The 18700-nt window shown below is 69.6% G+C and carries 17 protein-coding genes; 8 read left to right on the plus strand and 9 right to left on the minus strand.

Annotated features, from left to right (window positions below):
* The first annotated feature begins 36 nt into the window (after positions 1-36).
* Both NNW99_RS22300 and NNW99_RS22305 read left to right on the plus strand, forming a co-directional pair.
* The gene (locus tag NNW99_RS22300) at positions 37-1869 is read left to right on the plus strand and encodes a PQQ-binding-like beta-propeller repeat protein (protein WP_215120910.1); all 1833 of its coding nucleotides are present in this window, start codon (positions 37-39) and stop codon (positions 1867-1869) included.
* Between the two features lie 238 nt (positions 1870-2107).
* Positions 2108-2788, plus strand: a complete 681-nt coding sequence (locus NNW99_RS22305; protein ID WP_215120911.1) for a LuxR C-terminal-related transcriptional regulator — start codon at positions 2108-2110, stop codon at positions 2786-2788.
* Between the two features lie 500 nt (positions 2789-3288).
* Here the strand turns inward: NNW99_RS22305 and NNW99_RS22310 are convergent, their stop codons facing one another.
* Both NNW99_RS22310 and NNW99_RS22315 read right to left on the minus strand, forming a co-directional pair.
* Positions 3289-3594, minus strand: a complete 306-nt coding sequence (locus tag NNW99_RS22310; RefSeq protein ID WP_215120912.1) for a hypothetical protein — start codon at positions 3592-3594, stop codon at positions 3289-3291.
* A gap of 19 nt (positions 3595-3613) precedes the next feature.
* Positions 3614-5293 (minus strand): sodium:solute symporter family protein, encoded by a 1680-nt coding sequence (locus tag NNW99_RS22315; protein WP_215120913.1) that lies wholly within the window; start codon positions 5291-5293, stop codon positions 3614-3616.
* A gap of 164 nt (positions 5294-5457) precedes the next feature.
* Between NNW99_RS22315 and galT the strand changes: the two genes are divergently transcribed.
* From galT to galK, 3 genes are read left to right on the plus strand one after another with little or no spacing between them, the layout of a single operon-like run.
* Positions 5458-6519 (plus strand): galactose-1-phosphate uridylyltransferase, encoded by a 1062-nt coding sequence (gene galT, locus NNW99_RS22320; protein ID WP_215120914.1) that lies wholly within the window; start codon positions 5458-5460, stop codon positions 6517-6519.
* Positions 6516-7478 carry a UDP-glucose 4-epimerase GalE gene (gene galE / locus NNW99_RS22325; protein WP_215120915.1) on the plus strand — a complete coding sequence of 321 codons (963 nt, stop codon included), beginning with the start codon at positions 6516-6518 and terminating at the stop codon, positions 7476-7478. Before galT ends, galE begins: the two co-directional genes overlap by 4 nt.
* Positions 7479-7522: 44 nt before the next feature.
* Positions 7523-8689, plus strand: a complete 1167-nt coding sequence (gene galK, locus NNW99_RS22330) for a galactokinase (protein ID WP_215120916.1) — start codon at positions 7523-7525, stop codon at positions 8687-8689.
* Between the two features lie 69 nt (positions 8690-8758).
* Here galK and NNW99_RS22335 read toward each other — a convergent pair whose 3' ends face one another.
* From NNW99_RS22335 to NNW99_RS22345, 3 genes are all read right to left on the minus strand, one after another.
* Entirely contained in the window at positions 8759-9772 is a 1014-nt protein-coding gene (locus tag NNW99_RS22335) for a hypothetical protein (protein WP_251058124.1), read from the minus strand.
* Entirely contained in the window at positions 9772-10224 is a 453-nt protein-coding gene (locus tag NNW99_RS22340; RefSeq protein ID WP_251057905.1) for a hypothetical protein, read from the minus strand. The genes NNW99_RS22335 and NNW99_RS22340 overlap by 1 nt, the downstream gene beginning before the upstream one ends.
* Before the next feature lie 290 nt (positions 10225-10514).
* Entirely contained in the window at positions 10515-10973 is a 459-nt protein-coding gene (locus NNW99_RS22345) for an N-acetyltransferase (RefSeq protein ID WP_215120918.1), read from the minus strand.
* Between the two features lie 301 nt (positions 10974-11274).
* Here NNW99_RS22345 and NNW99_RS22350 point away from each other — a divergent pair, with 301 nt between their 5' ends.
* Positions 11275-12042: a response regulator transcription factor gene (locus NNW99_RS22350; RefSeq protein WP_215120919.1), complete on the plus strand. Its 768-nt coding sequence runs from the start codon at positions 11275-11277 to the stop codon at positions 12040-12042.
* On the opposite strand, the gene tamR is transcribed toward NNW99_RS22350, so the two are convergent.
* A complete protein-coding gene (tamR, locus tag NNW99_RS22355) occupies positions 12001-12498 on the minus strand; it encodes a MarR family transcriptional regulator TamR (protein ID WP_215120920.1) in 498 nt (165 codons plus the stop codon). The two genes, NNW99_RS22350 and tamR, sit on opposite strands and share 42 nt — an antisense overlap.
* Before the next feature lie 158 nt (positions 12499-12656).
* Between tamR and NNW99_RS22360 the strand changes: the two genes are divergently transcribed.
* Positions 12657-13475 carry a trans-aconitate 2-methyltransferase gene (locus NNW99_RS22360; RefSeq protein WP_215120921.1) on the plus strand — a complete coding sequence of 273 codons (819 nt, stop codon included), beginning with the start codon at positions 12657-12659 and terminating at the stop codon, positions 13473-13475.
* Between the two features lie 182 nt (positions 13476-13657).
* Here NNW99_RS22360 and NNW99_RS22365 read toward each other — a convergent pair whose 3' ends face one another.
* From NNW99_RS22365 to NNW99_RS22375, 3 genes are read right to left on the minus strand one after another with little or no spacing between them, the layout of a single operon-like run.
* Positions 13658-13912 carry a type II toxin-antitoxin system Phd/YefM family antitoxin gene (locus NNW99_RS22365; RefSeq protein WP_215120922.1) on the minus strand — a complete coding sequence of 85 codons (255 nt, stop codon included), beginning with the start codon at positions 13910-13912 and terminating at the stop codon, positions 13658-13660.
* 41 nt (positions 13913-13953) lie between these two features.
* Complete coding sequence (locus tag NNW99_RS22370; protein WP_215120923.1) at positions 13954-14631, minus strand: TetR/AcrR family transcriptional regulator; 678 nt, start codon at positions 14629-14631, stop codon at positions 13954-13956.
* Positions 14628-15647: a fatty acid desaturase gene (locus NNW99_RS22375; RefSeq protein ID WP_215120924.1), complete on the minus strand. Its 1020-nt coding sequence runs from the start codon at positions 15645-15647 to the stop codon at positions 14628-14630. Before NNW99_RS22375 ends, NNW99_RS22370 begins: the two co-directional genes overlap by 4 nt.
* Positions 15648-15940: 293 nt before the next feature.
* On the opposite strand from NNW99_RS22375, the gene ppc reads away from it, so the two are divergent.
* Positions 15941-18673, plus strand: coding sequence for a phosphoenolpyruvate carboxylase (gene ppc / locus NNW99_RS22380; RefSeq protein ID WP_215120925.1), 2733 nt, complete (start codon positions 15941-15943; stop codon positions 18671-18673).
* Positions 18674-18700 lie beyond the last annotated feature (27 nt).

The raw sequence follows: 18700 nt of genomic DNA on the forward strand, positions 1-18700 counted from the left end.
GTCGTCTACCCTCCCCCTCCCCGAGGTGCTCACGTCATGACCCAGCCGCCGCCTCCGCCGCCCCAGCAGCCGCCGTCCGGCGGAGGCTTCGGACCGCCCCAGGACCAGCCGCCGCAGCCGGGGTACGGCTATCCGCAGGCTCCCCAGACGCCACCGCAGCCGCCGCAGGGCGCTCCGCAGGGGCCGCCGCAGCCGCCGTCGCCGCCGCCCGGCTACGGCTATCCCGCCCAGCAGCCGGGGGCGTACGGGCAGCCGCCGCAGGCGCCTTATGGGCAGCCGGGCCAGCCACCGCAGGCGCCTTATGGCCAGCCGGGCTACGGTCAGCCTGGATACGGGCAGCCCGGTTACGGCTATCCGCAGGGGACCATGCCGCTCCAGCCGCAGCCCGGGCACCCGGGACAGCCGGGGCATCCGGGACAGCCCGGCGGCGGCAAGAAGTTCAACGCGCAGCTGGCGATCATCGTCGCCGCGGTCGTGGCGATCGCCCTGATCATCGGCGGCGGCGTCTGGTACTCCTCGTCCAAGGACGACGGGGGGAAGGACGACACCGCCAGCTCCGGCGGCAGCACCGGCGGCTCGGACGACGACAACGGCGGCACCACCTCCGGCAAGGAGAAGGCCCCGTCCGACCCCGGCGCCAAGGTCCTCTTCCAGGTCCCGGCGCCCGAGGTGAAGAACGACAGCACGGTCGTCGTCTCCGGCTCGTGGCTCACCGACAAGACGTACGCCAAGAGCGGCATCGCCAAGATCGTCGGCTACGACCGCGACACGGGCGGCAAGCAGTGGACGATCCCGCTGGAGGGCCCCGTCTGCCAGGCCAGCCGTCATGTCACCGACGACAACAAGACGGCGATCCTCTACCAGCCCGCGATGCCGACCAAGGACGACCCCTCGCACGGGTGCAGCCAGGTCGCCCTGATCGATCTCGACGCGGGCAAGAAGCTGTGGACGAAGACGGCCAAGACCGGTGACCAGCTGATCAGTTTCGACAACGTCACGATCGGCGGCAAGACGGTCGCCGTCGGCAGCAGCAGCGGCGGCGCCGCCTTCGACATCTCCGGCAAGCCGCTGTGGAGCCCTAAGCCGAGCGACTCCTGCTACGACGCCGGGTACGGCGGCGGCGAGAAGCTGGTCGCGGTGCGCAAGTGCGGTTCGTACGAGCAGCGGCAGCTGCACATCCAGACCATCGACCCGAAGTCGGGGAAGGTGATCTCGGAGTACAAGATGGCCGAGGGCATCGAGTACGCCAGCGTCGTGTCGACCAACCCGCTGGTGGTGGCCGCCGACGTCGGCGACTCCGCGGGCGACGGCAGCGGCATCTCGGACTTCTTCTCCATCGACAACAGGACCGGCAAGCTGCGCACGCGCATCTCGGCGCCGGGCGAGCAGTTCGCGGCGCGCTGCGAGGGCATCACGCGCATCGAGTACTGCAATCAGCTCGCCGTCGGCAACGACCGGCTGTACATCCCGACCGAGGAGCACGACGGCAAGGGCGAGTACAGCCAGACCAACGAGATCGTCGCCTTCAATCTCGCCACCGGCAAGCAGACCGGGCAGCGGGCCGACGCGGGCGACGGCTACACGATCTCGCCGCTGCGCATGGACGGCGGCAACCTGATCGCCTACAAGCGGCCGCCGTACGACAAGGGCGGGCAGATCGTGAGCATCGACGGGGGCAGCTTCAAGGAGACGAAGCTGCTGGAGAACCCCGCGTCGGAGCAGGTGCGCGACGTGGAGGCCAGTATGTCGCCGGACTACTCGGAGCTCCTGTACGCCGACGGGCATCTGTTCATGTCCAAGGTGTACGCGAGCAAGCGCTCTTCCTCGGGTGACAAGGAGTACCTGGCGGTCGGGTTCGGTACGAGCTGATCGTCCGATGATCATCTGGTGATCGACTGAGGTTGCTTTCGGTCCCGTCCCTGTTCAGGGGCGGGACCGTTCGCGTTTGGCTCAGTCAACCTCGAATGAGAGGAATTTCGGCGATCCGGGGCGATTCTCGCGGGTAGGGGAGCGCAACGTCGAACAAGCGTGTAGCTTCCGGGGGCATGAAGGCGGGGGAGCCGGGGGGCTTCCATTGGGGGGACTGGGGTGACTGGGGGGTTGCTCGATGGGAGTGCGGCTCATGGTGGTCGACGACCACCGATTGCTGGCCGAGGCGCTGGCCTCTGCGCTGAAGCTGCGGGGGCACCGGGTGCTTGCCGCGGCGGCGCCGGCCGCGGGGGCGGCGGAGCTGGTGATCACACGCGCGCCGGAGGTGTGCCTGCTGGGGACGGCGACACCGGCGGAGCCGGGGATCTTCGATCCGGTGGTACGGATCAAGCGGGAGCGGCCGCAGGTGGCGGTGCTGGTGCTGGGGCCGGTGCCGAGTCCGCGCGGGATCGCGGCGGCGTTCGCGGCGGGGGCGGCCGGGTACGTCCGGCATGACGAGCGCATAGAGGGCGTCGAACGGGCGATCATGAAGGCCCGGGCCGGAGAGGCGGCGGTGGCCCCGCAACTGCTCCAGGGCGCCTTCAGCGAACTGCTGAACCCGGTGGCCCAACCCGACGACGAGGGCCAGCGGTTGCTCCAGATGCTCACACCCCGCGAGGTCGAGGTCCTCCTGCGCGTGGCCGAGGGCGAGGACACCCGCCTCATCGCCGCAGGCATGGGCATTGCCCCCTCCACCGCCCGCACCCACGTCCAACGAGTCCTGATGAAACTGGGCGTGGGCTCCCGCCTGGAGGCAGCGGCGTTGGCAGCACGAACGGGACTGCTGGACAGGGCGGGACCGGTGCCGCGGGAGCCGTGAGTGCGGTGGGGGTGCGCGTCCGCGCCTGGTCGCCGGTGGTGGGTCGGGGCCGCGCCGGGGGGTGTCCGTCCTCGGAACGGCGCGATGGGGTGCCACACCGACTGACTGTCCGTTGACGCGCCAACCGCTGCGGGCGGACACCCCCCGACACGTCCCCTTCTCGCCGTACGCGGATGCGAGCGCGTCGTTCCGCTCCCGCCAGCCGCCAGCCGCCAGCCGCCAGCCGCCAGCCGCCAGCCGCCAGCCGCCAGCCGCCAGCCGCCAGCCGCCAGCCGCCAGCCGCCAGCCGCCAGCCGCCAGCCGCCAGCCGCCAGCCGCGGGCGCCGCATCCGCCCTGGCCGCCGCAGGCCGCCGCGCGGGCCCGCACTCGCCGCCCTAGCTGCGGGCATGCGTGCCGCTCGGGGCGGCACGGGTGGGCGCAGCGGTACCCCGCTCCGCCGGGTTGCGGACCCACCCGGCACCGGCACCCGCGCCGGCGCCGAGCACCCGACATCGCCGGGTTACTCCACTGTCTCCTCTTCCCTCGGCGGCGGAGGCGCCGCAGGCCTCAGCTTCAGCCAGGCCAGGAAGAACAGGCCGAGCAGCAGCATGCCGAGCCCGGTCCACAGGTTGATGTTGACGCCCTCCGCCTTGTCGATGTCGGCGTCGGACGCCGTGAACCCCGCGATCATCACGATCACGCCGTACAGCACGAACAACCCACCGATGATGCGCCGGATGTCGAACAGCCGAGCGGCCGTCGCCGACTTGCCTTGCAGCTCGGTGACTTCCCGCTGTACGTCCTTGTCGGAGTAGAACTCAGACATGTCTTCAATCCTCCCTCGGTCAGAACGAGAACGGGATGTAGCAGGCCGCGGCCAGCACGATCGCGCCCCAGCCGAGCAGCGCCGGCTTGCGGTACCAGGCCTCGTCCCCGGGTGCCGGCGGCTCGGCCATGCCGGGTGAGGTCGTGCCGTAGACCAGCCCCTGGAGTTCCTCGGACGGCTTCGGCGCGGTGAAGAGCGACACCGCCACCATGACGATCGCGCCCGCGACGAACCCGGCGATCGCCGAGACGAAGTTGGCGCCCTGGTCGGTGGGGATGTCGACGATGTCCTGCTTGTAGAGGACGAAGTAGTTGACCATCGCGGCGGTGGTGCCCACGAGCAGCCCCCAGAAGCCCGACTTCATCGAGGCCCGCTTCCAGAACATGCCGATGATGAAGACGACGAACATCGGCACGTTGAAGAAGGAGAAGAGGGTCTGCAGGTAGGCCATGATGTTCGAGAAGGACCTCGCCAGGAACGCCGTGCCGATGGAGGCCAGGACGCCGATCGCGGTGATGAGGCGGCCGAAGCGTACGTAGTACTCGTCCTCGCGGCCCCGGACGACGTACTTCGCCCAGATGTCGGTGGTGAACACCGTGTTGAACGACGACACGTTCGCCGCCATGCCCGCCATGAACGCCGCGAGGAGACCGGTGACGGCGATGCCCAGCACGCCGTTCGGCAGGAGCTGCGCCATGAGGTAGGGGATCGCGTCGTTGTACTGGAGGTCCGAGCCGGACGTGCCGATCTTGGGGACCAGCACGGCGGCCACCAGGCCCGGGATCATCACCAGGAACACGATGAAGATCTTCGGGAACGCGGCGATGAGCGGGGTGCGCTGCGCCGCCGAGAGGTTCTTGGCGGAGAGGGCGCGCTGTACCTCGGCGAAGTTCGTCGTCCAGTAGCCGAAGGAGAGGACGAAGCCGAGGCCGAGGACGATCGTCAGCCAGTTCGCTCCCAGCGGGTTCTCGCTGCCGATGCCCGTACCGCCCCACGACGTCATGAAGTCGGCGCCGCGGGAGGCGGTGAGGGAGTCGGACAGGCCGTCCCAGCCGCCCACCTTCTTCAGGCCGAGGACCGCGATCGGGATGAGCGCGGCGAGGATGACGAAGAACTGCAGGACCTCGTTGTAGATCGCCGAGGACAGGCCGCCGAGGGTGATGTACGCGAGGACGAAGAAGCCGGCGACGACGATCGCCACCCACTCCGGCCAGCCCAGCAGCGCCTCGACGACGATGGCCAGGGCGTAGAGGTTGACGCCGGCGATGAGGATCGCGGCGAAGGCGAACAGGATCGAGCTGAGCAGATGCGCCGGCCTGTCGAAGCGCAGCAGCAGGAACTCGGGGACCGAGCGGACCTTGGAGCCGTAGTAGAAGGGCATCATCACCAGGCCCAGGAAGACCATGGCCGGGATGGCGCCGATCCAGTACCAGTGCGTGGTGTAGACGCCGTACTGCGCGCTGTTGGCGGCCATGCCCAGGATCTCGGTGGCGCCCAGGTTGGCGGCGATGAACGCCAGACCGGTGACCCAGGCGGGCAGGGAGCGGCCGGAGAGGAAGAAGTCGAGACTCGTCTTCACCGAACGGCGGGCGGCGAAGCCGATGCCGAGGACGACGACGAAGTAGATGCCGAGGAGCGTGTAGTCGAGCCAGTTCGTGGGGAGTCGCAGCTCGGCTGACAGATATGTGGGGGTTTGCACTAGCCCTCGCTTCGTTGCGCGAACCGATACCTCGCGGAATCTACGCCTCCGCGTTCAGCAATTGAACACGCCGAGTGACGCTCTTTGTTTGATTGCGATGTTGACGGTCGTGGTGAGTTGTGTTTTGATATGTTTGGTTATGTTTGAAGGATGAGGAGTCCGGCGTGAAGAAGACCTCGACCCGGCTGGCCGACGGTCGCGAGCTCATCTACTACGACCTGCGCGACGACGCCGTGCGCGACGCGGCCGACCGCCGCCCGCTGGACCGCACCGTCACGACGTCCGAGGTCCGCCGCGACCCCCTGCTCGGCGACTCCGTCGCCATCGCCTCGCACCGCCAGGGCCGCACCTACCACCCGCCGGCCGACGAATGCCCCCTGTGCCCCTCCGAGGGCGAGCGGCTGAGCGAGATCCCGGACTCGTCGTACGACGTCGTGGTGTTCGAGAACCGCTTCCCCTCGCTGGCCGGGGACTCGGGCCGCTGCGAGGTCGTCTGCTTCACCTCCGACCACGACGTCTCCTTCGCCGGCCTCACCGAGGAGCAGGCGGGCCTGGTGCTGGAGGCGTGGACGGACCGTACGTCGGAGCTGTCCCATCTCCCCTCCGTCGAGCAGGTCTTCTGCTTCGAGAACCGCGGTGCCGAGATCGGCGTGACCCTCCAGCACCCGCACGGGCAGATCTACGCCTACCCCTTCACCACCCCGCGCACCGCCCTGATGCTCCGCTCCGTCGCGACCCACAAGGAGATGACGGGCGGGGAGAACCTCTTCGACGCGATCCTGGAGCGTGAACTCGCCGACGAGCGAGTCATCCTGGAGGGTGAACACTGGGTGGCATTCGTGCCCTATGCGGCGCACTGGCCGTACGAGGTGCACCTCTACCCCAAGCGCCGGGTGCCCGACCTGCTCGGCCTGGACGAGGCCGCGCGCACAGAGTTCCCCAAGATTTATCTGGAACTCTTGAGGCGCTTCGACCGGATCTTCGGTGAGGGCGAGCCTCCGACGCCGTATATCGCGGCCTGGCACCAGGCACCTTTCGGTGCGCTGGAGGAGTTCGACGGGGTCGTGCGTGAGGACTTCGCACTCCACCTCGAGCTTTTCACCATCCGCCGCACTTCCGGCAAGCTGAAGTTCCTCGCGGGTTCCGAGTCCGGCATGAACGTGTTCATCAACGACGTGCCGCCGGAGCGCGCGGCCGAGCGACTGCGAGAGGTAGCGAGTTCATGAGCGGGAAGTACCTGGTGACAGGCGGCGCGGGCTATGTCGGCAGCGTGGTCGCCCAGCACCTGCTGGAGGCCGGCCACGAGGTCGTCGTCCTCGACAACCTCTCCACGGGCTTCCGTGAGGGCGTCCCGGCGGGCGCGACCTTCGTCGAGGGCGACATCCGCGACGCCGCCAAATGGCTGGACTCCTCGTACGACGGTGTCCTGCACTTCGCCGCCTTCTCCCAGGTCGGCGAGTCGGTCGTGAAGCCCGAGAAGTACTGGGACAACAACGTCGGCGGCACCATGGCCCTGCTCGCCGCGATGCGCGAGGCGGGCGTGACCAGGCTCGTCTTCTCCTCCACGGCGGCGACGTACGGCGAGCCGGAGCAGGTCCCGATCGTCGAGTCCGCCCCCACCTCCCCGACCAACCCCTACGGCGCCTCGAAGCTGGCCGTCGACCACATGATCACCGGCGAGGCCGCGGCACACGGCCTGGGCGCGGTCTCGCTGCGCTACTTCAACGTCGCGGGCGCCTACGGCGAGCACGGCGAGCGCCATGACCCCGAGTCCCACCTGATCCCGCTCGTCCTCCAGGTCGCGCAGGGCCGGCGCGAGGCGATCTCCGTCTTCGGCGACGACTACCCGACGCCGGACGGCACCTGCGTACGCGACTACATCCACGTCGCGGACCTCGCGGAGGCCCACCTGCTGGCGTTGCGGTCCGCCACCCCCGGCGAGCACCTCATCTGCAACCTCGGCAACGGCAACGGCTTCTCGGTCCGCGAGGTCATCGAGACGGTCCGCACCGTCACCGGCCACCCGATCCCCGAAGTGGTCGCCCCCCGCCGGGGCGGCGACCCGGCGGTCCTGGTGGCCTCGGCCGCCACGGCCCGCGAGAAGCTGGGCTGGAACCCGTCCCGCGCGGACCTCGCGGGAATCGTCGCGGACGCGTGGGACTTCGCGCAGCGGCGCGGCAACTAGCAGGTCCGGCAGGACCGAAGGTACGGAAGGGTCAGGGGTCAGGCATGAGCGAGGCTGTGGCGGAGACGGTGGCCGCACGGTTCGGCGAGCTGTACGGCGCGGAGCCGCACGGGGTATGGGCGGCACCGGGCCGCGTCAACCTCATCGGCGAGCACACCGACTACAACGACGGCTTCGTCATGCCGTTCGCCCTGCCGCACATCGCGGTGGCGGCGGTGTCACGCCGCGAGGACGGCGTCCTGCGCCTGCACTCGGCGGACGTCGAGGGCGGGGTCGCCGAACTCCGTCTGGACGACCTGTCCCCGGAGTCGGACAAGAACTGGACGGCGTACCCGGCGGGCGTGGTCTGGGCCCTGCGCGAGGCCGGCCACGCGGTCTCGGGCGCGGACATCCACCTCTCCTCGACGGTCCCCTCGGGCGCGGGCCTCTCCTCCTCCGCGGCCCTGGAGGTCGTGGTGGCCCTGGCCCTGAACGACCTCTTCTCGCTCGGCCTGCGCGGCTGGCAACTGGCCCGCCTGTGCCAGCGCGCGGAGAACGTCTACGTCGGTGCCCCGGTCGGCATCATGGACCAGACGGCATCCGCCTGCTGCGAGGCCGGCCACGCCCTGTTCCTCGACACCCGCGACCTCTCCCAGAAGCAGATCCCCTTCGACCTGGCGGCCGAGGGCCTGCGCCTCCTCGTCGTCGACACGCAGGTCAAGCACTCCCACAGCGAGGGCGAGTACGGCAAGCGCCGCGCGGGCTGCGAGAAGGGCGCGGCGCTGCTGGGCGTGAACGCGCTCCGGGACGTCCCTTACGGCGATCTGGACGCGGCGCTGTCCCGCCTCGGCGACGAGGAGGAGGTCCGGCGCCTGGTCCGCCACATCGTCACGGAGAACGAGCGCGTCGAACGGGTGGTGTCGCTGCTGGAATCGGGCGACGACACCCGCGCCATCGCCCCGATCCTGGTCGAGGGCCACGCCTCCCTCCGCGACGACTTCCGCATCTCCTGCCCCGAACTCGACCTGGTCGTCGACACGGCCCTCGCCTCCGGCGCCCTGGGCGCCCGCATGACCGGCGGCGGCTTCGGCGGCTCGGCGATCGTCCTCACGGAGGAGACGGACGTCGACGCCATCACCAAGGCGGTGACGGAAGCGTTCGCCGCGGCGGGCTTCACGACACCACGCGTCTTCGAAGCGGTCCCATCGGCAGGCGCCCGCCGCCTGCGCTGACCTCTTCACGAAGATCGGGCGCCCTTACCTCAGCGAGGAAGGGCGCCCGACTCGTTCTCTTTCGGGACTTCAGCGGTTGACGGCCTGGTACTCCTGGACCGGCACCTGGGTGGTCGTGGCGAATGTGCCGTTGGGCAGATCGCCGCCCGTGCCGCCCGAGCCTTCCCAGGAGATCTCCCAGGTGAGCGTCGCCTCAAGGGGGTAGGAGCCGTCTCCGGACGACCGCAGGTACCGCACGCCGCACGGAGGCGTCAGCTCCGCCTTGCCCCTGGCGTACGGCTCACCGATCGAACCGTCGTCGTTGATCCCGCACTCCCCGGACGCCGGCAGACTCTCCGCGTCCTCCGTCCCCGGATCGATGTGCAGACTCACCGGCTTGGCGGTCGTGGTCGCCCACAGCCCCGTACCGGGCAGACTCGCCGTCACGGAGACCGGCTTGAAGGCGCCCTTGTCCAGCCAGATCCAGGTGGGCGCGTTCACCGTCGACTTGCCTTGCGGGGCCAGCGAGACCTTGGTCGGAGGTACGACGGTCCGCTGATGCGCGAGCCCGGCGAGCGTCTCGGTGTCGATGGCCTGGGGGACGCCGGGGTTCTTGCCGTTGTCCACCCAGAAGGGCTTGCGCCTGCAGTCGTTGGCGCCAGGGGCATCCTTCATCTTCGGGTTGGTGACGGCCACCCACCACATGCCCTTGTCGTTCTTGTCGACGTTGAAGTCTTCGTAGGGATGGCCCCCCTTGTAGCGAGCCTTGTCGTCCGCGATGCCCTTGGGCGCACCACCGGCGGACTCGTAGATCGACCAGTTGGCCTCGGTGTAGGTCTTGAAGTCCTTGGCCTTCCAGTAAGGCTCGTACCAGCAGGCCGGTGGTTCCCAGTCCACGGCAGTGGACGCGATGGGGCCGCCGTCCTTGGAGGGGGCTTGGCCTTTCACGTTGAAGCTGATACGTGACTGCAGCAGTCGTCCCGAGGAGTCGCCGGACGTCTTCGGTTTCTGGGCTCCATTGCTGCCGATCCCTCCGGCGACAGCCGTGCCCACCCCGAGGCAGAGTGCTGCGGTGGTCAGCGCCGCGAGTCCCAGGCCTCGCATCACGGCTGGCACCTCTTGGAACCGCGGTCCTCGTGGAGCTGCCAGATCTGCCAGACGCCGTCCTTGTTCTTCTTGACGCCGGTGTTGTAGTAGACGTAGCTCTCGGGCGAGGTCTCGACCACGTTCACCTTGTCGGTCTTGAGGTCCTTGACGTTCGCGTTGCTCTCGTCCGTGCAGTACGTCACCGCTGCAGACGTCTTGTCGAACACCGTTACCTGGCGGTCGAAGTAGCGGAGGGTGCCGGCCCAGCTCGTCTTGTTGGCGTTGTTGTTCTTCGCGTAGTCGTAGACGGCCCTCAGCGCGGTGTCCGTGTAGTAGAAGGCCATACCCGACTTCTTCAGATCACCGGAGGCCACTGCCTGCCATACGGTGCTGACAGCCCGCTCGTTGTCCGCCAGAATCGCGTCCTTCGCGGCATCCCCGGTCTGCCGCCCCTCGAATTCCAGCTTCATGTCCGAGGGCAGCTTGATCTCCGGTCGATCGATCCCGTCCGCCGACGCGGACACCGACGGCGAAGCAGACGACTTCCCAGCCGAGTCCGCTCCCGCGATCTTGTCCGAGGACGACTCGTCACCTCCCCCCGAGCCACAGGCGGTCAGCAGCAAGGCCGCGGATGCGGTGAGCGCGGCCGTCACAAGCCGAGCGGGGCGGTTCACTGGTGCTCCCGTTGATGTTGATGTGGGGGGACAACTCAAGCGCACCCACGCTATCGAGGGGCCGGACCGCGACGGCAACCAGGTCGTCAGCCCAGCCTCTTCGTCAGCAAGTACTCCGTGATCCCCGGCGGATAGTCGGGGATCACGCACACCGCCTCGTACCCCTGCTTCTCGTAGAAGCGCGGGGCCTGGAAGTCCCAGGTCTCCAGGCGGGAGGAGACGCAGCCGCGGTCCTGGGCGGCGATGCGTTCCGCCTCTCGGAGCAGGGCCGCGCCGAGGCCCGTGCCGCGGTGGGGTGCGTCGACCCAGAGGTAGTTGACGTGGAGCCAGGTCGCCCAGGTGTAGCCGACGAGGCCGCCGGCGAGGGTGTCGTCGGAGTCGTTCACAGCCCACACGTGCAACGGGACGTCCCTTTCGTCCGGGGTTCCGTGCAGGGCTCGCAGGATCGGAGAGGCGTTTGTGTTCGCTTCCCGCAGGCGCGTGCGGAGCAGATCACGTCGGGCCTTGTCGACTTCTGTCTCAAGACGGAACATGCGGCACACCATAAACGCGCTGGACAGTCAGTTCTGCAAATAACCTTCCGCTCCCGGCCCCCGCCCGTACCCTGATGAACAGCACCGGTGGGGGCCGGTGCCGATCAGGGGGCGAGACAGCCGGGTACGACGCCCGGAGTGGGGGTAGCGGTTTCTGCACGGCGGCGGCCGTGCGGCTGCGGCGACCCGGTCGGGCTGCTGCGAGACGGACGAACGGACGCAGCGGCTGGGCACTCCGGCGTCGTACCCGTGCGGTGTCGTGTTCCGACGATGGGGAATCCCCTGCTCTTCGGAGCCTGGGGGAGGGGGTTACGTGGTTCGCATCCGAGTCCTGGTCGTCGACGACCATCGCATCTTCGCCGAGTCGCTCGCCGCGGCCCTGGCCGCCGAGCCCGATGTCGACGTCTCCGCGGCCGGCAGCGGTCCCGCCGCGCTGCGCAGCCTGGAGCGGGCGGTGGCCGAGGGCCGGCGCTTCGACGTGCTGCTCGTGGACGCCGACCTGGGCGGCATGGTGCCGGGCATACGGTCGGCCGTGCCGGTGCAGGAGGGCAACGAGGACGGGCTCGTCGACGGGATCTCCCTCGTCACGGGCGTACGCTCCGCGCAGCCGAACGTACGGATCGTCGTGCTCGCCGAGAAGGACGATCCGCGGCGGGCCGCCCTGGCGCTGCAGGCCGGGGCCTCCGGGTGGGTGGCCAAGGACTGTTCGCTGTCCCGGCTGCTGACCGTCATCCGCGGGGTGCTGCGCGACGAGACGCATCTGCCGCCCGCCCTGCTGACCGGCGTACTGCGGGAGCTGACCGCCGCCCGCAAGCACCGCACCGAGAGCGAGCGGCTGGTCGAGTCGCTGACGCCGCGGGAGCGGGAAGTGCTGCGGTGCATGGTCGCCGGGCTGGGCCGGAAGGCCGTCGCCGAGCGGCTGTATCTGTCGCCGCACACCGTGCGGACCCATATGCAGAACGTGCTGGGCAAGCTGGGCGTGCACTCCACGCTCGCCGCCGTCGCCCTGGCCCGGCGGGCCGGGGTCGGGCCCGTCGACCTAGCCGGGGATGTTGTCGAACGGGGCGGTCAGCTGGCGTAGCAGCCCCGCCAGTTCGCCGCGCTGGGCCCGGGAGAGCTCCGCGAGGATCGCGCGCTCCTGGTCCAGCAGTCCCGCCAGGGCCTGGTCCGCGCGGTCCCTGCCCTCGTCCGTCAGCCGGACCAGGACGCCGCGGCGGTCGCTGGGGTCGGGGAGGCGTTCCACCAGGTCCTTCTTGGCCAGGCGGTCGATGCGGTTCGTCATCGTGCCCGATGTGACCAGGGTCTGGGTGAGGAGCTGCCCCGGCGAGAGCTGATACGGCGTGCCCGCGCGGCGCAGGGCTGTCAGGACGTCGAACTCCCACGGCTCCAGTCCGTGCTCCGAGAAGGCCAGTCGACGCGCCCGGTCCAGATGCCGGGCCAGTCTGCTCACACGGCTGAGCACCTCGAGCGGTTCCACGTCGAGGTCCGGGCGCTCCCGGCGCCATGCTGCGACCAGCCGGTCGACCTCGTCCTCCATGGCGATCAGTGTAGTGGTTGTGTCGACGTAGAGTCTCTTGACGTCCATTTTCTTGACGTCGAGATATTTAGGCTGTCACGGTGGGTGTGCATCCCGCATCCCCGACGGTCACCCACCACTCACCCGTCCGTCACCCACCAGGACATCCGGAGGAGTTCATGCCCGCTGCCGTCCCCACCTGGGACCCCGCCCAGTACCTCCGTCACGCCGGCCACCGCGCCCGCCCCTTCGCCGATCTCCTCGCCCGTGTCCCCGAGCTGCCCGGCGGCGCACCCCGTATCGCCGACCTCGGCTGCGGCCCCGGCAACGTCACGCGGTTCCTGGCCGATCGCTGGCCCACCGCCCGGATCACCGGCTACGACAACTCGCCCGAGATGCTCGACAAGGCCCACGTCGATCACCAGGGCCCCACCGAGGGCGGGGGGCGCCTCGACTTCGCGCACGCCGACGTGCGCACCTGGGCGCCGGCCGAGCCGTACGACCTGATCGTCAGCAACGCGACGCTGCAGTGGGTGCCGGGGCATGTCGAGCGGTTCGCCGACTGGGTGGCCGGGCTGAAACCGTCCGGCACCTTCGCCTTCCAGGTGCCTGGGAACTTCGACGCCCCCAGCCACCGGCTCATGCGCGAACTCGCCGACTCCCCGCGCTGGCGCGACCGTCTCTCCGACACCCTGCGCCACGCCGACGCCGTGCTCACCCCCGAGGCCTACCTGGAGCACCTCACCACCCTCGGCTGCACCGCCGACGTGTGGGAGACGACGTACGTCCATCTGCTCCAGGGCGAGGACCCGGTGCTGGACTGGGTGAAGGGGACCGGCCTGCGGCCCGTGCTCACGGCTCTCGGCGATGATCCCGAGGGGCGGGAAGGCTTCGTCACCGAGTACCGTGCCGCCCTGCGCGAGGCCTATCCGGAGGGGCCGCACGGCACCCCGTTTCCGTTCCGCCGGGTTTTCGCGGTGGCACGGAAACGGGGGTGAAGCGGCGGTTCAGGTGGTGCGGCCGAGGTGGGTGACCCGTAAGGGACCGTGCCCGCCGGACGAGGGTCATGGGCGAACTGGTCGATCCTGTCCAGGATGACGGCGAGGCCGCGAGGATTTTTCTTGAGGAACCGCGCCGCAGCGTCGAGGGCGTGCGGCCGGCTCGAAGATCATCTCGTAGGTCACTTCTTGTCGAGCCCCAGCAGCTTGCGGACCTCGTCCATGGGGATGCCCGGACCGAGCGTCCCCTCCGCCCTGCGCCGCTGGTAGTCGGCGACGGCGAGAGCGTCTTCGAGATCCTCGATCACCTGGGGAGACACGAGCAGCGCGGCCACATGGCCGTGGTCGGTGATGGCGATGGTCTCGCGGCTGAGGGCCGCGCGCCGGACCAGGTCGCCGAGCTGGGACCGGGCGGAGCTGATCGTGATCTCAGTCATGCGCACATGATGGCGCAAGATCAGTGGTGCGGGTGCTTGTCTCAGCTCTTGCGGCGCCCTATCAAGTGCGGCTTCGGCTCCAGCCCGTCCAGGCCGTGCCAGGCCAGATTCACCAGGTGCGCGGCCACCTCGGCCTTCTTCGGCTTGCGGACGTCCAGCCACCACTGGCCGGTCAGGGCGACCATGCCGACCAGGGCCTGGGCGTACAGCGGGGCCAGCTTGGAATCGAAGCCGCGGCTCTTGAACTCCTTGCCGAGGATGTCCTCGACCTGGGTGGCGATGTCCGAGATCAGGGAGGCGAAGGAGCCCGTCGACTGGGGGATGGGGGAGTCCCGGACCAGGATGCGGAAGCCGTCCGTGTACTCCTCGATGTAGTCGAGGAGGGCGAAGGCCGCCTGCTCGCACAGTTCGCGGGGGTGACCGGCCGTGAGGGAACTCGTCACCATGTCCAGCAGACACCGCATCTCGCGGTCCACGACCACCGCGTACAGCCCCTCCTTGCCGCCGAAGTGCTCGTACACCACCGGCTTGGAGACCCCGGCCTTCGCCGCGATCTCCTCCACCGACGTGCCCTCGAACCCCTTCGCCGCGAAGAGCGTGCGACCGATCTCCAGCAGCTGTTGGCGGCGCTCGGCACCGGTCATCCGCGTGCGACGCGCTCGCCGCGGCTTGTCATTGCTGGGGGTGCTGCTCGAGTCGGTCGCCACAGCGACCATCATGCCGCCTCGACGGGCTCCTTCCCGCGCCGGGAGCCGCCTTCCCCGTCGTTACGGCGCGAATCGATACGCGAGCGTGACGGCCAGCGCACGTCGTACGCCCAGCCGGCCATCTCGAACCAGCGGATCAGCCGCGCGGAGGAATCCAGCTGGCCGCGCATCACCCCGTGCCGCGCCGAGGTGGGGTCGGCGTGGTGCAGGTTGTGCCAGGACTCGCCGCAGGACAGCACCGCCAGCCACCACACGTTGCCCGAACGGTCGCGCGACTTGAAGGGGCGCTTGCCGACCGCGTGGCAGATCGAGTTGATCGACCAGGTCACATGGTGCAACAGGGCCACCCGGACGAGCGAACCCCAGAAGAACGCCGTGAAGGCGCCCCACCAGGACATCGTGACCAGGCCGCCGATCAGCGGCGGGAGCGCCAGGGACAGGGCCGTCCAGAAGATGAACTGGCGGGAGATCGCGCGGAGCGTCTTGTCCTTGATCAGGTCCGGGGCGTACTTGTCCTGCGGCGTCTGCTCCTCGTCGAACATCCATCCGATGTGCGCCCACCACAGGCCCTTCATCAGGGCCGGGACGGTCTCGCCGAAACGCCACGGCGAGTGCGGGTCACCCTCCGCGTCGGAGAACTTGTGGTGCTTGCGGTGATCGGCCACCCAGCGGACCAGGGGACCCTCGACCGCCATCGAGCCCGCGATGGCCAGCGCGATCTTCAAAGGCCGCTTGGCCTTGAAGGAACCGTGCGTGAAGTGGCGGTGGAAGCCGATCGTGATGCCGTGGCACCCCAGGTAGTAGAAGAACACCAGCAGACCGATGTCCAGCCAGCTCACCCCCCAGCCCCAGGCCAGCGGCACCGCCGCCAGCAGCGCGAGGAACGGGACGGCGATGAAGAGGAGGAGAGTGATCTGCTCGATGGACCGCTTCTGCTCGCCGCCCAGCGTGGCGGAGGGGGCTGCGGAGTCGGTGGCCTGACCGGGTGCCTCGTGGGCGTCCTCGATCACGTCGGAACTACTGGTCATACGCGTCCCCTGGGGGGTATGAGGAGGGTGAAGGAGGTGCCGGATCACGGGAACTCCGCAGCGCTTCCTACGGTTCCGTAACCTACGGCATCGTAAGTATGGCAGTGCGCCGCCCGGCGGCAAGAGCCCGAGAGCCTGCGCGTCCCCGCCGACACCTATCCTGGAGTCGGTCGGACAGCGCGGTCCGCTCTGATTTCTTCCCGGATGTCCGGCCCGTATGCGGCGCACGCCGCGCGAGACGCCGTCCGGGTGCCCCTCCCAGACGAGCTTCAACACTGCAAGGAGCCGCACCTGTGAGCAGTGCCGACGACCAGACCACGACGACGAGCAGTGAGCTGCGTGCCGACATCCGCCGACTGGGTGACCTCCTAGGAGAGACCCTTGTCCGGCAGGAGGGCCCCGAGCTCCTGGACCTCGTCGAGAAGGTCCGCCGCCTCACCCGTGAGGACGGCGAGGCCGCCGCCGAGCTGCTACGCGGCACGGAACTCGAGACCGCGGCCAAGCTGGTCCGCGCGTTCTCCACCTATTTCCACCTGGCCAATGTCACCGAGCAGGTCCACCGAGGCCGCGAGCTGCGCGCCCGGCGCGCCGCCGAGGGCGGACTGCTCGCCCGTACGGCCGACCGGCTCAAGGACGCCGATCCCGAACACCTGCGCGAGACGGTTCGGAATCTCAATATTCGTCCCGTGTTCACGGCCCACCCGACCGAGGCAGCGCGCCGGTCGGTCCTGAACAAGCTCCGGCGCGTCGCCGCACTCCTCGACACCCCCGTCATCGAGTCCGACCGTCGCCGCCTCGACATCCGGCTCGCCGAGAACATCGACCTCGTCTGGCAGACCGACGAACTGCGCGTCGTCCGCCCCGAGCCCGCCGACGAGGCCCGCAACGCCATCTACTACCTGGACGAACTGCACGCCAACGCCGTCGGCGACGTCCTGGAGGACCTCACCGCCGAGCTGGAGCGCGCCGGGGTCAAGCTCCCCGACGACACCCGCCCCCTCACCTTCGGCACCTGGATCGGCGGCGACCGCGACGGCAACCCCAACGTCACCCCCCAGGTGACCTGGGACGTCCTCATCCTCCAGCATGAGCACGGCATCAACGACGCCCTCGAGACGATCGACGAGCTGCGCGGCTTCCTGTCCAACTCCATCCGCTACGCCGGCGCCACCGAGGAACTGCTGACCTCCCTCCAGACCGACCTGGACAACCTCCCCGAGATCAGCCCCCGCTACAAGCGCCTCAACGCCGAGGAGCCCTACCGGCTCAAGGCCACCTGCATCCGGCAGAAGCTGGAGAACACCAAGAAGCGCCTCGCCAAGGGCACCGCGCACGTCCCGGGCCGCGACTACCTCGGCACCAGCCAGCTCCTGGACGACCTGCGGATCATCCAGAGCTCCCTGCGCGAGCACCGCGGCGGCCTCTTCGCCGACGGCCGCCTCGCCCGCACCATCCGCACCCTGGCCGCCTTCGGCCTTCAGCTCGCCACCATGGACGTCCGCGAACACGCCGACGCCCACCACCACGCCCTCGGCCAGCTCTTCGACCGGCTCGGCGAGGAATCCTGGCGGTACGCGGACATGCCCCGCGACTACCGCGCCCGGCTGCTCGCCAAGGAGCTCCGCTCCCGCCGCCCCCTCGCGCCCACCCCGGCGCCCGTGGACGCGCCCGGCGAGAAGACCCTCGGCGTCTTCCAGACCGTGAAGAAGGCCCTGGAGGTCTTCGGACCCGAGGTCATCGAGTCGTACATCATCTCCATGTGCCAGGGCGCCGACGACGTCTTCGCCGCCGCCGTCCTCGCCCGCGAGGCCGGACTCATCGACCTGCACGCCAGCTGGGCCAAGATCGGCATCGTGCCGCTGCTGGAGACGACCGACGAGCTCAAGGCCGCCGACACCATCCTGGAGGAGATGCTCTCCGACCCGTCGTACCGCAGGCTCGTGGCGCTGCGGGGCGACGTCCAGGAGGTCATGCTCGGCTACTCCGACTCCTCCAAGTTCGGCGGCATCACCACCAGCCAGTGGGAGATCCACCGCGCCCAGCGCCGCCTGCGCGACGTCGCCCACCGCTACGGCGTCCGCCTCCGGCTCTTCCACGGCCGCGGCGGCACCGTCGGCCGCGGCGGCGGCCCCACCCACGACGCCATCCTCGCCCAGCCCTGGGGCACCCTGGAGGGCGAGATCAAGGTGACCGAGCAGGGCGAGGTCATCTCCGACAAGTACCTCATCCCGGCCCTGGCCAGGGAGAACCTGGAACTGAGCGTCGCGGCCACCCTGCAGGCATCCGCCCTGCACACCGCCCCCCGCCAGTCGGACGAGGCCCTGGCCCGCTGGGACGCCGCGATGGACGTCGTCTCCGAGGCCGCCGAGGGCGCCTACCGCAGGCTCGTCGAGGACCCCGACCTCCCGGCGTACTTCTTCGCCTCCACCCCCGTCGACCAGCTCGCCGACCTCCACCTCGGCTCCCGCCCCTCACGCCGCCCCGACACCGGCGCCGGCCTCGACGGGCTCCGGGCCATCCCGTGGGTCTTCGGCTGGACCCAGTCCCGGCAGATCGTCCCCGGCTGGTTCGGCGTCGGCTCCGGCCTCAAGGCACTGCGCGAGGCAGGCCTCGACACCGTCCTCGACGAGATGCACGGCCAGTGGCACTTCTTCCGCAACTTCATCTCCAACGTCGAGATGACCCTGGCCAAGACCGACCTGCGGATCGCCCAGCACTACGTCGACACCCTCGTCCCCGACGAGCTCAAGCACGTCTTCGACACCATCAAGGCCGAGCACGAACTGACCGTGCGTGAGGTACTGCGCGTGACCGGCGAAGCGGAACTCCTCGACGCCGCGCCCGTCCTCAAGCAGACCTTCGCCATCCGCGACGCCTACCTCGACCCGATCTCCTACCTCCAGGTCGCCCTGCTCAAGCGGCAGCGCGACGCCGTCGGCGCCGCCGAACAGCCCGACCCGCTGCTCGCCCGCGCCCTGCTCCTCACCGTCAACGGCGTGGCAGCCGGCCTGCGCAACACCGGCTGAGCCACAACACGACGAAGGTGCCCCCGG

Origin of the sequence: Streptomyces sp. CRCS-T-1, assembly GCF_024442335.1 — a bacterium.
GTDB lineage: Bacteria > Actinomycetota > Actinomycetes > Streptomycetales > Streptomycetaceae > Streptomyces > Streptomyces koelreuteriae.